The 14579-nt window shown below is 68.9% G+C and carries 14 protein-coding genes; 6 read left to right on the plus strand and 8 right to left on the minus strand.

What is annotated here, in order from left to right:
* Positions 1–92: 92 nt before the first annotated feature.
* The 5 genes from ACIOKD_RS05765 to ACIOKD_RS05785 form a co-directional block, all read right to left on the minus strand.
* The gene (locus tag ACIOKD_RS05765; RefSeq protein WP_402078644.1) at positions 93–1424 is read right to left on the minus strand and encodes a hypothetical protein; all 1332 of its coding nucleotides are present in this window, start codon (positions 1422–1424) and stop codon (positions 93–95) included.
* Positions 1421–3397 carry a hypothetical protein gene (locus ACIOKD_RS05770; RefSeq protein ID WP_402078647.1) on the minus strand — a complete coding sequence of 659 codons (1977 nt, stop codon included), beginning with the start codon at positions 3395–3397 and terminating at the stop codon, positions 1421–1423. The genes ACIOKD_RS05765 and ACIOKD_RS05770 overlap by 4 nt, the downstream gene beginning before the upstream one ends.
* Positions 3394–4188 carry a TIR domain-containing protein gene (locus tag ACIOKD_RS05775; protein WP_402078649.1) on the minus strand — a complete coding sequence of 265 codons (795 nt, stop codon included), beginning with the start codon at positions 4186–4188 and terminating at the stop codon, positions 3394–3396. The genes ACIOKD_RS05770 and ACIOKD_RS05775 overlap by 4 nt, the downstream gene beginning before the upstream one ends.
* 310 nt (positions 4189–4498) lie before the next feature.
* Positions 4499–5746: a helix-turn-helix domain-containing protein gene (locus ACIOKD_RS05780; protein WP_402079225.1), complete on the minus strand. Its 1248-nt coding sequence runs from the start codon at positions 5744–5746 to the stop codon at positions 4499–4501.
* Between the two features lie 347 nt (positions 5747–6093).
* Positions 6094–8169, minus strand: coding sequence for a hypothetical protein (locus ACIOKD_RS05785; protein ID WP_402078652.1), 2076 nt, complete (start codon positions 8167–8169; stop codon positions 6094–6096).
* On the opposite strand from ACIOKD_RS05785, the gene ACIOKD_RS05790 reads away from it, so the two are divergent.
* Positions 8159–8416: a Txe/YoeB family addiction module toxin gene (locus tag ACIOKD_RS05790; RefSeq protein WP_402078656.1), complete on the plus strand. Its 258-nt coding sequence runs from the start codon at positions 8159–8161 to the stop codon at positions 8414–8416. The genes ACIOKD_RS05785 and ACIOKD_RS05790 overlap by 11 nt on opposite strands.
* 324 nt (positions 8417–8740) lie before the next feature.
* Here the strand turns inward: ACIOKD_RS05790 and ACIOKD_RS05795 are convergent, their stop codons facing one another.
* Complete coding sequence (locus ACIOKD_RS05795) at positions 8741–9133, minus strand: twitching motility protein PilT (protein ID WP_402078658.1); 393 nt, start codon at positions 9131–9133, stop codon at positions 8741–8743.
* Positions 9130–9396, minus strand: coding sequence for a hypothetical protein (locus ACIOKD_RS05800; RefSeq protein WP_402078661.1), 267 nt, complete (start codon positions 9394–9396; stop codon positions 9130–9132). The genes ACIOKD_RS05795 and ACIOKD_RS05800 overlap by 4 nt, the downstream gene beginning before the upstream one ends.
* Before the next feature lie 380 nt (positions 9397–9776).
* Here ACIOKD_RS05800 and ACIOKD_RS05805 point away from each other — a divergent pair, with 380 nt between their 5' ends.
* The 4 genes from ACIOKD_RS05805 to ACIOKD_RS05820 all read left to right on the plus strand — a co-directional run bounded on the left by ACIOKD_RS05805 (position 9777) and on the right by ACIOKD_RS05820 (position 12792).
* Positions 9777–10883, plus strand: coding sequence for a tyrosine-type recombinase/integrase (locus ACIOKD_RS05805; RefSeq protein WP_402078664.1), 1107 nt, complete (start codon positions 9777–9779; stop codon positions 10881–10883).
* Positions 10884–11185: 302 nt separating this feature from the next.
* The gene (locus tag ACIOKD_RS05810; RefSeq protein ID WP_402078666.1) at positions 11186–11794 is read left to right on the plus strand and encodes a CHAT domain-containing protein; all 609 of its coding nucleotides are present in this window, start codon (positions 11186–11188) and stop codon (positions 11792–11794) included.
* A gap of 147 nt (positions 11795–11941) precedes the next feature.
* Entirely contained in the window at positions 11942–12610 is a 669-nt protein-coding gene (locus ACIOKD_RS05815) for a caspase family protein (protein WP_402078669.1), read from the plus strand.
* Entirely contained in the window at positions 12601–12792 is a 192-nt protein-coding gene (locus ACIOKD_RS05820) for a hypothetical protein (RefSeq protein ID WP_402078672.1), read from the plus strand. The genes ACIOKD_RS05815 and ACIOKD_RS05820 overlap by 10 nt, the downstream gene beginning before the upstream one ends.
* Before the next feature lie 106 nt (positions 12793–12898).
* Here the strand turns inward: ACIOKD_RS05820 and ACIOKD_RS05825 are convergent, their stop codons facing one another.
* Positions 12899–13507: a TetR/AcrR family transcriptional regulator gene (locus ACIOKD_RS05825; RefSeq protein ID WP_402078675.1), complete on the minus strand. Its 609-nt coding sequence runs from the start codon at positions 13505–13507 to the stop codon at positions 12899–12901.
* Positions 13508–13611: 104 nt separating this feature from the next.
* Here ACIOKD_RS05825 and ACIOKD_RS05830 point away from each other — a divergent pair, with 104 nt between their 5' ends.
* Positions 13612–14433: an SDR family NAD(P)-dependent oxidoreductase gene (locus tag ACIOKD_RS05830; protein WP_402078678.1), complete on the plus strand. Its 822-nt coding sequence runs from the start codon at positions 13612–13614 to the stop codon at positions 14431–14433.
* The last annotated feature ends 146 nt before the right edge of the window (positions 14434–14579 follow it).

A 14579-nucleotide genomic window follows, 5' to 3' on the forward strand; every position in this document is an offset into this window, starting at 1 on the left:
TGATGGTCTTGCCCTGGTCTCGGGGCAGGAAAGGACTCCCCCGCCGCGGTGTGCGGTGAAGGGGAGCCTCGGAGAGCCGACCGCGTACCGGATCAGCTCCCGTCCCCGTCCTCGTCCCGTGCGCGAGGTGCGGCGGGCCGGTGCGGGCTGTGCGAGGTGTCCCAGAAGTACGGAGGCGTCACGTCGTCCTCGCTCGTCTCCCGCCAGTCTTGGTTCCGTTCGCCTGCGCCGCTCTCCGCCGCCCCCGGAGTGAACGTGCCTGCGGTCGCGTCGGTGAACGGTGAGCCCTCGGGGGCGGGGAAGCCCGATGACCAGGGCCCCGAGGTCTCCCCCCTGTCCGAAGGCCCATCTTCCGGCCCCTCGCCCTCGCCCTTGTCGGGCATCGGGAGAAGTGTCCGCCTAATCTCCTCGGCAGCCTCATCCAATCCTGCCGCTTCCAGGCTCCGCACCACACGGTGCACGAACACCGTGTACTCGTCCATGTCCGGCTTCAGGCCCAGTGCCGCTAGCAGCAGGAGCAGCCGATCCGAGACCCCTACTTCCTCCTCGCGGTCGAGTATCCCTCCGCTCCGGCCGTCCCCGCCCCACAGCGGGTCCCCGACGGTAGCTTCGCTCCGCGCGCCCACGGGCGGGACGAGCAGGTGGCGGAAGAGCTCGGGCACCTCCTTGTCGTTGGCCGCCGCCGCGATCTGGGCGAGCGGGCCGATCATGTCGACCGCCTTCTCGATTTCGTTCTCGTGACGGGCCAACCACCACACCACCGCGCTGCCCGCGCTCTTGAGCACGTCGTCACCGAGATAGCGCCGCTTGTTGCGCTCGTGCTGACGCTCGTACTCCCAGATCTCCTCGTCCTTGCGAAGGTCGTTCAACTTCCGCAGGCGCTCACGGTCGGCTGGGGTGAGGGTCAGCGTCACATCGGCCGCCATGGCCGTCACCCGGCCGCTCCGGTTCGGGAGCGGGACGCCCAGGTCCCCCTCCAGGAGATACCGCGCGAAGCTCGCCCGGCCGGGCTGCTCGCGGCGGACGACCTCCACGGCCCGGCTGACGACCGAGGAGACGGCGAGAGCCGGGGAGGCATCATCGGACCGGTCGGCGTGACTGGAGACAGACCTCCACAACACAGTGGCGGAGAACAGGAAGTCGTAGCCGTCCGCCGCGCTCGGCAGCGCCGCGTCTTCCACCCGTGTCTCCTGGTACGGCCGCTCCGTCGGCGCTGCGGGCGGTTCGGGTTCCCTGGGCTCGTACGGGTCGGCCGACGCGCGGCCACCGCTGAGGACCGTCATCACGAGCAGTAGGGAGCCCGAGGCCGTGACCATGGACATGAAGCCCCACAGCAACGCCGACCAGTGCAGGAGGTTTCCGAGCACAGCCGGTGCGAGGCCGCAGAGGGCGACGAACAGCAGGCTGGAAATGCGGTGTTTCATCGTGCCTCTTCCGTGGTCCGTGGTCCGGCGCCCGTACTCTCCGTACGGGCATACTGCGCATGGTCGATGTGCTGCCAGAAGAGGGCGGCGACGGCCGCTCGGGAGGAGTGGTGCGAGCCCCCCGCCCAGCCGCAGGCGATGGCGTAGAGGCGGTGGAGAGCGGCCGCGCGGCAGTGCGTCGCCCCGACCATCACGTCCAGCGCCATCTCCCGCGTACTGTCGCCCGCCACGGCGTTCAGCCAACTACTCACCAGCGGGATCCAGAGCTCCGTGGGCGGCTGGAAGAAAACCGTCTCCCAGCCCAGGAACAGGTCCGGCCACGGCGGGGGGTCCGGTGCCCGGTCGCTCCTCAACAGCTCCGTGAGCAGCCGGAGCTGAGGCTCCGCCGCGTGCGGCTGCCCACGCGTCCGGTCCCGGAGGCGGTCGATCAGCAGCCGGTAGAGCCGACGGTCACGGCCGGCCAGGTCGAGAAGTGCCTCCCGGGCCTCACCCGCTGCCATCCCCTTCCGTACGGCGAGGTAGTGGAGCCGCACCATCGCCTGATCCGGGTGCGACGCGCCGAGAGTCTGGAGACAGGCGGCGGTCAGGACGCGGGCGAGACCGTCCGACAAAGGGCCGGATCTCGCGCATTCGTACATCCGTCTGCGGAACCATCCCCCGAACCTCTCGTGGCTGAGACCGAGTTCGAGGGCAGCCACGGCTCGCGGGTCGATGGACGCCCCGGCCGCGCGGTCAGCCCAGCGCACCACGAGGTCGAAGAGGTGGTCGGGGCGCCCGACGGCCAAGGACCGCTCGCCGAAGCGGACGATGACGTTCACTCGGTCGTCGGTGGTCAGACCGCGCAGTCCGGTGGCATGACCGATCCAGTCCCTGAGGTCGTCGCGCACCCCGGGGAAGTTCGCCCAGAAGTACGTCCGTACCGCGTCGGCGTAGGCCAGCCGTCCGAAGCGGAGCCGACCGTCCGGGCCCCGCTCGATCCCGAGCGCCGCCAGCCGTTCCCCGAAATCCGTCCGCGCGAGCTCGGTCGTCTCCTCTTCCGCGTGCCGCACCGTCCTCATCAGGCCGTGCCACGCCTCGTAGACGGTGTCGGCGCGGGCCTCCTCGAACACCGCCGTCGCGAGTAGGAGAGCCCGCTCGGGCGCGGAGCGGACCATGGCCACCTGTCGACCCGCCTCATCGGCACGGTCGGTCACCGCGTGTATCGCCTGGTCGAGCCAACCTGCGAAGTCGGCGCCGAACCGGCCGCTATCGCGAGCGGCCCTCACCAGCCCCGCGAGTCGCGCCAGTTCCCGCATCGGGGAGCGGTCGCACAGGCGCTGGAGGTCGGCGCTCCCCAAGTCGGCGGAGCGGAAGGCCATCCGGTCCATGCGGAGGTACCGGGTGACGACGGCGACGCCCCGCGGGCGCCCCAGCGTCACCGTGTGCGGTTCGAGGTCGGGCGCATGGGTGTGCTCCAGGCCGGACGGCAGGACGACGACCATGTGGGCCTCCGCCTTCTGGACCTGCGACCGGCGCATGGCCAGGAGGCGCTGGGCCTTGGCGTACGCCTCTTCGTCGGCGATCCCGGAGAGGTCGAGGAGGAAACGGTCGCCCTCACCGGGGGCGAGAGGGGTCTCGTCCTTGTCCGTGGCGGGAAGCTCCTCGAACCGGGCACCCTCCTCGTCGGCGCCCCCCTCCTCACCGAGGCCGTGCAGCAGCATGATCGCCGCGGCGCGGCGGCCGCTGCCGGGCGGAGCAGTCAGCAGCACCACCGATCCGGGCTTCGCCAGGCGGTCGGCGGCGACGCGGAAACCCACCGGCCGAACGAACCGGTCGGCCAGGCGCACCCGGTCCTCACGGGTGATCTGGAGGGACTCGACCCCTTTGCGGATCATCCAGTCTGCGCCGACGCCGTAGAAGACGTACTGGTGCCCCTCGCCGTTGTTCACCGGGCCGCGCGGATCATTGACGGTGACGTGGTCCTGCTCGGTCATCGTCCGTCGTCCGAGCGCCGGCGCTCGCGCTCGAAGTGCTGGTGGACCGTACCGCTGTTGTCGCCCGCCGTGAACTGGACCCCGGTGTTGTCACCCTGGAAGTGGGGCGCGTTGTACTGGTGTCCCCGACCGGTGTTCACGGACCCCTGCGGCTCGTTGACGAAGGTGCCGGACAGGTCTCCGTTGAGGTTTCCGATGCCGCCCCGCACGCGCTGCTCGACGTCGCGCGTCCGTATCCTGGTGGGCTCGGCGTCCTGGACCGACTTCTTGCGGGACTTCGTCTCCGCTCGCTCCCGCGCCGCACGGGCGTCGCGGTCCACCGCGCCCAGCTCGGGCAGCAGCCGGGCGAGGGCGTCGCCGAGCGCAATCAGGTCAGACTCGGCGTTGCGGTGATCGAACCGCCTGTACTGGCAGTCCGCCAACTCCCGCAGATCGCCCGGGAGGACAGCGTGGTCGATCCGCGTGGCCTTTCCGACGAGCACGGGAATCACCAGGATTCCGCGGTCGAGCGCGGTCTGGATCTCACGACGGGTCCAGTCCTGCTCGGCCTCGAGGGCGGGGCGGCCGTTGGCCCCCCGCACCTCCGCCCAGCGCGGGCCGATCACGGCGAGGAGCGCCTTGCACTCCTCCACCGCCCTGGCCAGTTCCACCGGGAAGCGGTGTCCAAGCTCGATCGAGTTGCTGGCGAAGAAGATCCGCTCGCCGCCGAACCGCCGAGTGAGCTCCCGAGCGATCATGGTCGCCACGGATTCCTCGTCGCCTGTGCGGTAGTTGACGAAGACGTCGGACATGAAGGTTCCCTTCGCGAGAGGAAGACGGGGGTGAATGGGTACAAGCGCGGGGGCTGCCGACCCGGGCTCCGAGGCCCCGGTTAGCCCGGGCCATGAGGTCCCGACCGTGTTACGGCATGGCGGGTCCACGGGGGCGGATGGCGGTGCGCCGCCTGGCGCGTCACTGGTCGCGGGCAGCCCGAAGAAGCCGGGGCGCGGTACTAGGCGTCGGGCGGGGAGCAGAGGGGCCCGCCGGGGATCGTGGGATCTGGAGGGCCGCGAAGTCCGGCGAGCCGGGCGGCTCGAGCCGGTGTCGGTCGTGGAGCCGGTGTCAATCGTGCGCGGGGGCGAGTACCCGTGCCAGGGCTGGCTGCAGATCGCGTACGGGCTGGCTGCTCCGGAACCGGGAGAGTTCTCGCGCGAGACGGCGGACGTCGCTGTTCACCGTCGCCGACGGCACGGCCGGCATCACCCCCAAGAGCTCTCCGGCGATCGTGCACGCGTGCTCGACCTCTCCGGAGGCGGCGTGGGCCAAGGACCTGCGGAAGCCGTACCGGGCGCGGGTGCGCAACGCGTGCGGCGGGAGGCGGCGGTACTCCCGGTCGAGGACCTCGGCGGCGGCCTTGGGGCGACCGAGGTCATGCAGGCACCAGCCGGTCGTCATCGCCGCCGGATCGCTCACGTGGGTGGTGCCGATCACGGGCTCGGCGCCGCTGCGGGCGTCGTCACTGTCGAGCAGCTCCTGCGCCCTGTCGAGGCTGCGGAGGCAGTCGCGTTCGTCTCCGACGAGCGCGTGTCCCTGTGCCTCCCGCTGGGCGGCGAGTCCCCGGATGCGCGGCGGGAGTTCGTCGCTCTGGGCCCGGCGGGCCAGGGCGACGGTGCCTGCGGCGTCCCCGTCGTAGAGCGTGACCAGGGCGCGGCGCACGAGCGCGTAGGAACCGAGGTACGGATCGCCCCCGGCGCGCGCAAGTTCGGCGGCCTCACCGGTCCAGCCGAGCGCTGCGTCGCTGTCCCCGGCCTCCTGGGCCATCCAGCCGGTGAACTCCGCGAACCGCGACGCGAGCAGGAGTGCGGGGGCCCGAGTGGAGGACGGGGTGTCGGCGGCCAGCCCTGCGACCGTGCGCGTCTGCGTCTCCAGAAGGGGAAGCAGGACCTTCGGCGCAGTGGACTGGCCGAGCTTTCGTAGCTGGTCGAACTGTGCGAGGAAGGAGGAGAGGAGGGAGTCGGCGGCAGAGGACACCTGACCGCCGAGACTCAGTCCGAGGTCGATCAGCGCCCCCGTACCCGCCGCGAGGACCGCCCGGCGCCCGACGAGCCCGAGGCTCGGGGTAGCAGGGATTTCGGTGGTGTGCGAGTCGGTCTCGAGGCGGACGACCAGGCGCTGCAGCTCGCCGTTCGCGCCGAGGAAGGCGTCGCACCGCCGGGCCAGTTCAGGGGATGCGGGACGCTCTCCGCGCTCGACCTTGCTGAGGTGCCCCTTGTCGTAGCTGAGCGCCACGGAGAACTCGGTCAGAGTGAGCCCCGCTTCCTGTCGTAAACGGCGAAGTTCCGGGCCGAAACATAAATTTGCACTCACCATTGACCTCCCCTTGAACAGCGATTGTGAGGGCCGTGCGCCTTCACGAACTTTGTGTTCGACGTTCACTGGCTGACACGAAGACCGGCGATGAACACCCGTGGTGACGGAGTCGGTTCGCTTCGCATCCGAGAGGAGTTTGGCACGAGGTGCGCCTCAAGAATCGGGGTTCGGCGGGGTTGCCCGTTGCCTCTTCTGTTCTCCGTTGGTCTCCGCGTGTTCCTTGCCGTGACTGGAGTCGACTTCTTTTGGCGTGCGGTCTCGGGGTCGAGCCCTCTCGTGAGCTCGGCCCCTTCGTCCAGCGGGGATCCACCCAACGGCGAGCCGGAACCGAAGGTCTGGCAGAGCGGTCATTCGAGATCGCCGCCGAATTCTCGGACGACCTCGTCGACGGCCTCGGCCACGTCGCGCAGGAACCGGTTCTGGTCGGGCGAGGCGGTCACGGTCGGGATCGGGGCACCGCGTTCGTAGACCTCGCTGGCGATGATCCGCGCCCGCACAAACGTCGATCCGGGGCCTTTCTGCAGGTATGCGTTCTGCCAGCCGCGCCGCACCTCGTCCCGAAGTCGGCGCTGGGTCAGTTCGACGAGGCGGTTGGTGACCGAGTTCAACAACGCGTCCAGGATCGCCTGCTTCTCGTCCTCACCGGGCTCGTCACCGGACCAGCGTTCGGGGCGTTGCAGCATCAGAAGGATCTGTGTCTGCAGGTAGTAGCGAAGTTCGGCGACCGGTTTGAGGTCGTCGTACTCGTCAGCCCATCCCTCGGTAGCCAGGCGCCGGGTGAGCGCCTTGATCCGGGTCCAGTGCGCCTTCGGCGCATCGGGGTTGTTGTCGAGACCGAGGGTTCCGCGCCAGCGGGTGTGGAAGGTCTTGGCGGCTTCCATGACTGCCAAGGAGAGGTTCATGCGATTGAACACCGGGCGGCTCGGGCCGGTCTCCGTGGCGCGCTCGGGGTGAGCGAGCAACGTCAGGAACGCGTCGAGCTGATCGATCGTGCGTGAGCCGGCCTGCTTCTTTGCATCAAGCTGGCCCTGAATCCCGCCGACGAAGAACCGAGCTTGATCAATACGTCGATACAGGACCCGCTCGGCGGCAGGTCCAAGCTCGTCGCCGATCGACTTCAGGACGTTCTCGACGGACGCGAGGACGTGCTGCTCGCGGTCACCGAAGGTGGGCAGGTTGGGGCCCTTGACCTGGTCGAAGTGCGTGAAGACGACGTGCAGCTTCCCGGCGTTGCCGGAAACCGCGATCCCCTTGAGCGCCGCGACCGGCGCCGCCTGCATCGGCTGAGCGGCGTTGTCCACCAACACGATGGCGTCGACATTCTGCAGCTGCGTCGCGACATGGGTCGAGAGTGCTGCGACGGACTTCGGCGTGTGTCCCAACCCCTCGCCGTCCACGAGCACCAGATGGACCGGCTCCGATGCCCAGCCTGGCTGGAAGGGACCGCTGACACGGAGGCCGTTGACCAGGCGTCCGAACAGCGGGGCGAAATTGCTGGAGAAGCGGGTCACCATCTTGAGGAACGCTGCACGGTCGTCAGACTCCCACGACCACGTGGTCGGCCAGCCCTGACGATTGCGCCGCAGCTCGCCGACTTCCAGCGTCGAGAATCGCTTCTCGATCTCGTCGATCAAAGAGTCCACGATCGCGTGGAACTCGCCGGACTGCCGCAGGTCGCTGTCGAGGCTCTCCTCGATGAGCTCCTCCACGACGCGCTCATCGTCCTCGATCTCCTTGAACGCCTCGGCGGTGGCGCTCGAGTGCCGTTCGACGACCGACTTCACCGCCTCGACTGCTGCGGCGACGACAGTGTTCGTGGCCGTCAAGTCGACGGAGCCGTAATCAGCGGGGTCGATGTCAGCGAACTCCTCCTCCTCGTCGTCATCGGCCAGATCGAGGTCATCGTCCTTGAGCACTCCCCGACCGAGGACGTAGCTGAAGCGGAAGCGCTGGTTGACGTGGTCGAGCAGTCGGCGGCGGATCTCGTCTTCGGACCGCTTGCGAAGGACAGCCAGAGCCGCCTCGGACACGTTCTCCGTCAGATAGTCGATGACCTCGTCTCGGGGAACGAAGGTGACGACAGCCCGGTACGAACTGTCTTCAGTCGTGATCAGCTCGGTGTCGGCGACAGTGGTTTTAGCGGTTGATGTCGATGGGAAACGCTCGGTCGTCGGGTCGGTACCAAGGATCTGACGGACGACAGTGGTCTTTCCGGCACCCGTGGTGCCGAGCAGTAGAACCGTTCGATAACCGTCATCATCGCTCGGCAGTGGCAACGCATCCTGCCTCAACTGGACGAAGTCGACCTGGGATGACTCAAGGCCGTCATAGAAGATGTCGACGACGCGGCCGTCGAACCGGCCCAACGCGTTCGGGCGAGCTGTCACCTCCCACAACTCTGGAGTGCTGAGAATGGTGTTCAACTGCTCGACGAGCCAGGGTGGGGAGGACTACACGTCGTGGCTCAAGAACGACCGCAAGATGCTCGCCCGGATCAACAAGCTCATCGAGGACGTCAAGCGTGACCCCTTCACAGGGATCGGCAAGCCCGAGCCGCTGAAGTACCACTTGCCCGGGGCGTGGTCGCGGCGGATTGACGACGAGCACCGGCTCGTCTACGTGGTTACAGACAAAGAGATCGTCATCCTCACCGCCCGCTACCACTACTGATCATATTGCAGGTCGGAAGGGGGTCGGACTCTGCTGAGTCAGGCCCCCTTTTGCGTTCCCGTGCTGCCATGTTGCTGACTCCTCAGCTGCTTCGGGCGGTGTGAGCTTGTCGAGGTCCAGGTCTCCGGCCTGCGTTGTCGGCAGTTTTCTCCCTGTGCCCGTTGCGCATCGTCGTGCGTGTCTCGGTGTGCTCGCCGGGCTCGGCACCGATCCGATCCGGGCCGGGGCCTCGGACTCGATGAGTTCCTGCGGGATCCGCTGGGCCAGGGGCTACGCAGAGATCGCTGCTATGCCACTCGGCGGTCACTCGGCGGGACACCATCGTTAGACGGTGCGGATGACAGGGGCGGGTTTGATGCCCTGGGCGTCGATGAGGGTGCGGATGTCGTTCGGGTCCGAGGTCCAGATGATGGCGCCGAGGCTGGCTGCCATGGTGACGACGGTGGCGTCGACGATGTCGGAGGTGCCGGCCTTGCCGCAGAGGATGCCTGCGGCTTTGGCGGTTTCGAGGCCGACGGGTACGACGTGGCACCCGGCGAGGAACTTGCCGAGTCTGACCTGGCGGCGGGAGTCCCGCCATGCCTGGCTGACGACGACGGACGGGACGTGGATGTCGCGTCCGTCGTCGACGGCGAGGCTATGCCGGGCCCACATACGTCGGTCGTTGTTGTCGATGGCGATGAGTACCCCGGCGTCGTACAGGTAGGGGATGTTCACGCGGCCGAGGCTCCCGGGCTGCTGAGGTATTCGGCGTCGGCGTCGGCCAGGTCCGCGCGGGCGGTGGCGAGCTCTTCAGGGGTGAAGGCGCCGTGTTCGGCCTGCCACTCCTGAATGACGGCCCGGGCGGCCCGCAGGCGCAGCTCGCGTTCTGCTGCTCCGGCGACGAGTCGGGAGAGTGGGATGCCTTCTTCCTCGGCGGCTCCGGCCAGGGCTTCGACCAGTGATTCGTCGAGAGTGATAGTCACCTTCTTGGTAGCCATACATTAACCATAGCGCGGTATGGCCGTCGATGCTGATGTGCGAATCACGTGCCGACGAGCGCGGAGGGCGTAAGCGCATCCAGCGAGAAGGGCTCGATGGCCCGCGGGGCTGCGGGTGAGGTTGGGTCCACATTCGCCAGAAAGAGCGGATTGGTGATGGATGTCTTGCTCGGACGTGAGGTGGCGGTGCACGGTTTCGAGCACGGGCCAGGCGGAGGATCGAGGGCTGGGTGGCGAGCGTTTTTCAGAGGTGCAAGAGGGATGTCCGGGACCGGAACTTCCCCTGTGATCGTTCGCGGTGTCGGCATGGGTGGACGGTGCGGTACCGGGAGGCGGGCGGTAGGCGTGGACGGCAACGGGAGAGGTCGTTTCCCCGTCGGGTGGGTTCGGATGGTGCGGACGCTTTCGCCGACAAGGTCGAGAACGACAAGAAGGCCGGCATTCGCTTCGATCCTGCGCGTGGGCTCGTGCCATTGCGGGTCTGGGCTCGGGAGTGGCTGGAGCGGCGGGTTATCGGTGAGTCGACGCGCTGCAACTACGAAGGGTTCATCCGTATCCATCTCGTGCCGCGCCTCGGGCGGAAGATGCTGGCCGGGCTGGCAGGGCGCGACTTCGAGGAGTTCGCCAAGGACGTGCATGCCTCGGGTGCAGGGTTGGCAGTCTCCACGGTCAATGACCGGATGGTGATGGTGGCCGCCATGTTGGAGGCGGCCGTCGTTGACAAACGCATCCCGGACAACCCCGCGCGCGGCGTCCGGATATCCCGGGCGGCCCCGTGCGCGGTGGACGAGGACGAGATTCCGACGCTGGGCGAGGTCGATCTGATCGCGGAGCGCATCGCCCCGCAGTACCGGCTCGCGGTCTACCTTCAGTCGGGTACCGGCCAGCGCCCCAGCGAGGCCCTGGCCTTCTCCACCGAGTGTCGACGGTCTGGCTTCGTCAGGGTCCGCTGGCAGGTCAGCGCCAAGGCTCGCCGCGATGCCTGCCGCACGGTCTTCGTGCCGCTCAAGCACCGTGCGGAGGGTGAGTACCGGGACGTCCCGGCCGCTCCGTTGGTCGAGCAGGAGATCGACGACCACCTGTCGCGGTGGGAGCCGGTGCCCATGGCCTTCACCGGTCAGCGGGGCAGACGACGGCGACTGGAGGTCTTCTTCGCCCCGCGCCAGCGTGGCAAAGGCGTGATGCCCACCGCCTCCACCTATGGCTACCACTTCAAGAAGGCGTGCGTGTCGGCCGGCCTGGTCGATGTGGACGGCAAGGCCAAGTACACGCCCGGCAGTCTGCGGCACTTCTTCGCCTCGACCGCGTTGGCGAACGGTGTACCGATCCGCGAAGTCTCGCGCTGGCTCGGCCACAAGTCGATCAAGACCACCGTGGACATCTACGGTCACCTTGTCCCAGAGGCGTGGGATCGTTGTCGAGACATCATGCAGAACGCCATGCGCCCGGCGGTCGAGGAATCGGAGGAATCTGTCTCCGCGGCTTGACGTGCTGGATGTGCTGGATCGGTCCCGACGGTGCTGGATCGATGCTGGATACGATCACTTGAAGGAACGTTTTTGCAGGTGGGGGCTCTGTGTTGAATGTTCCGCTTCAACGTCTAGTCCCGATTCGAATCGCCCCTCGGTCTGCACGGACGCAGGCCAGGGGCTTTTTGCTGTCCGGGGCCGTGCGTCGTGGCGGAACGATCGAGGTGAGAGGGGCGGGCTCCGGTGCGGGCCGTAGCGAGGTGATCGGTATCGGTCGGCGGCACCGTTCATAGGGACAGAAGCATGCGGCGGCTGCCCCGGTGCCGGGTGCTCACCGGCCTCGACGCCGACCGGGCGACGGTCCTGGACAGGCCGCGGGTCGGTCCGTACCGCATCTGGCCACCCACGGCGACATCCAGGAGTTGACCCCTTACCTCATACCTCAGCCGCCTGGCGCTCGCCGGTCGGGACCACCTCGGCGTGGACGACCTGCTGAGCCCGGACCTCACTCCCGACCTCCTCGTGCTGTCCGCCTGCGAGACCGGCCGGGCACCGCGACCGCCGGTGGTGAGGTGCTCGGGCTGACCCGTACGGCCGTCATCAGCGGGGCTCGGCACGCGGTGGTGTCGCTCTGGCCGGTCGATGACGTGACGGGCTGTCCGGTGATCACCCGGATGTACCGGCACCTGACGTCGGCGGACCGTGTGACGGTGGGTACCGCACTGGCCCGAGCCCAGCGCGAGGTCCGCGGGGCTGCCCCGGAGGAGCGGGAGGAGGAGTACGCCCGCCTCGCCGAGGGTGCCGACGTGCCGGCCGGTCGCACCGGCCGACGGGTGCGGGTCCGTGACAGCGGCCCCCGCCTCGTCGCTGCCGTGACCGACCGGCACCATCCGTTCCACTGGGCGTCCTTCATCCACGTGGGCGTCTGAGGAGCGGCAACCCGCAACGGAGAGGTGAGGAGACCGTCATGGTGATGCGTGCCCTGCTGATCGGAGCCCAGTCCTACGACCTGACCGGCGTGGCCGAGGACGTGACCGTCATGGAACGGCTGCTGGCCGACCGTGGGTTTCACGGATATGCGTGTCTGCCGGGAGGCCGCGGAGACGGGCTACCACGGCATGAAGGAGGCATTGGCGAGACTGGCCGAGGAGACGGAGACGGAGACGGGCGACGCGGTCGTCGTCCACTACTCGGGCCACGGCGCGCTCCTCCCGCTGCCCCCGGCCCTGCGGGAGCTCCACCCCGGCAGGCCCGCCCACCTCCAGTATCTGGTGCCCAGCGACCACGAGGCCGGGACCGCGACCGACTTCCGCGGCTACCTGGCCGAGGAACTCACCGCCGTACTGCGGTCTCTGACGACGATCACCCCCAACGTCACCCGCATCCTCGACCGCTGCCACTCCGGCGGAATGGTTCGTGCCCCGGGCGGTCGGCGGATCAGATCGGTGAGATACGAAGTCCCCGTCGAGGCGGGTGTGGAACGGTCGGTCGGGCTCGCCACCGCATCACGCCTGTCCGATCCGGACGTGGTGCGGCTGGTCGCGTGCCAGAGACTGGGCGTCGCCTACGAGAACGAGCGGCAGGGCCTGTTCACGGCCGCGCTGGCGCGGACGTTGGAGGACAGGCCGGTGAGTTCGTATGGCAGTCCGCACCGGTGGACATCTGGTGGCCCGAGGACGTACCGGCCGAGGGCAGGCGTCCGGAGAGTGTGCTGCTGCTGGTCGGTGATCGTGAAATGGACCTGAGCCCGCTGGCCGGTGCCGCACGCCACCGCCGGTCGGGGCCCGCCGCCTTGAGCGCGCTGCTGGACGCGGTCTGCGAGGGCGTCAGGGATTCAGGCCTGTCGATCACCGTGGAAGCGCTGCGGTACCGGGTGTTCGGCTGGCACACCACCGTCGAGCCGCCGTCATCGTGCACGTCATCGTGAAAGGTCATGGTGAAGAAAGTGGGCGAGAGGCGGGGAGTGCGGGACATGGGCGAGTCGGCGGGCGCCGACGCACCGGCGCGGCACGAGATCTCCCGTGTCGGTTGCGTCAGGCCGACGGCCAGCCGCTCAGCGCCATGTCCGCGACCAGTCGGAGGTCCTCGCGGGTGGCGCCGCCGGCCGCCTGGACGGCGATGCCGTTCGCGACGGTCATGAGGTAGCGGGCGAGCAGGCCGGGATCGAGGTCCGACGACAGGTCGCCTTCGTCGACGGCCCGCCGGAAGCGGTCGCGGAGGAGGGTGATGCCCTCGTTGCGCCAGGTGACGAGGGCATCCCGGGCGTTGCGTCCCGGATCGCCGGCGGCGAGGGCGCCCTGGACGCCGAGGCATCCGGCGGGGCAGCCGGGCTGGGTGCTCGCCCGGACGGAACCGCCGAGGAACGCGGTGGCCACCTGCCGTGCGGTCGGCTCCCGCGTGGCCCGGACGCCGTATGAGGCCGGCCCCTCGGTGTAACGCTCAAGCGCCTTGCGGAACAGGTCCTCCTTGTTGCCGAAGGCCGCGTACATGCTCGTACGCGTGATGCCCATGGCGCTGGTCAGCTCGGTGAGGCTGGCGCCCTCGTAGCCCTGCTCCCAGAAGACCCGCATCGCACGCTCAAGGGCCTCTTCGGCGTCGAAGCCTCTCGGTCGGCCGATCGCTGCCTTCTGTCGCGTCTCCATGCGACCCACCCTACCTTTCCGTACCGGTCGGTGCAGATGTGTTACGGTCCTCACTCGGTGTCAATCGGTACCGATCGGTACTGATGTTTCTGGAGGTCATTCGTATGGGGCAGCTCGAAGGCAAGACCGCCGTCGTCACCGGCGGCAGCACCGGGATCGGCCTGGCCACCGCCGTGCGGCTGGCGGCCGAGGGTGCGCACGTGTTCGTCACCGGTCGGCGCAGGGCCGAGCTGGACGAGGCCGTCGAGGCCATCGGTCCGGCGAGGGCCACCGCGGTGGCGGGTGACATCTCCGAGCCGGCCGACCTGGACCGGCTCTACGACGCGGTCCGCGCCCGGGGCCGGGGCCTGGACGTGGTCTTCGCCAACGCCGGCACCGCGTCGTTCGCGACGCTGGAGCAGATCACCGAGGAGCACTTCGACCGGATCTTCGGCGTCAACGTCCGGGGCACGGTCTTCACGGTGCAGAAGGCGCTGCCGCTGCTCAACGACGGCGCCTCGGTGATCCTCAACTCCTCGGTGCGCGCCGATGACGGCGTCGCCGCGTTCGGCGTGTACGCGGCTTCCAAGGCGGCGATCCGGTCCTTCGCCCGGACCTGGGCCAATGAGCTCAAGGGGCGAGGTATCCGGGTCAACGCGATCTCCCCGGGCACGATCGACACTCCCGGGCTCGACGCCGTCGTCGCCACGCCGGACACGCCGGACACGCCGGACACGCCGGACACAGCGGACGCGTCGGGTGCGGCGGGTGCGTCCGGCACAGCGGACGCACCCGTCACCAAGTCGCAGTTCGCCGCGGCCGTCCCGCTCGGCCGGATCGGGCGCCCGGACGAGGTCGCGGACGCGGTGGCCTTCCTCGCCTCCGAGCAGAGCGGCTTCATTCTCGGGGCCAACCTCTACGTCGACGGCGGCGAGAACCAGATCTGACGGACGCGACGCCCGCCCTCCCCGGCTCCCCGAGAGCCACGTTGTCCCCCACGTGAGCGACAAGCAATGCCCACCCCGGCGGGACGTTGCGAGGTACCCCCTCCTCATAGCGTTCCTCTCGATGCAGGGGCGGCCCGGCCGCCGGT

The sequence above is a fragment of the Streptomyces sp. NPDC087844 genome, assembly GCF_044742785.1.
Taxonomy (GTDB): Bacteria; Actinomycetota; Actinomycetes; order Streptomycetales; family Streptomycetaceae; genus Streptomyces.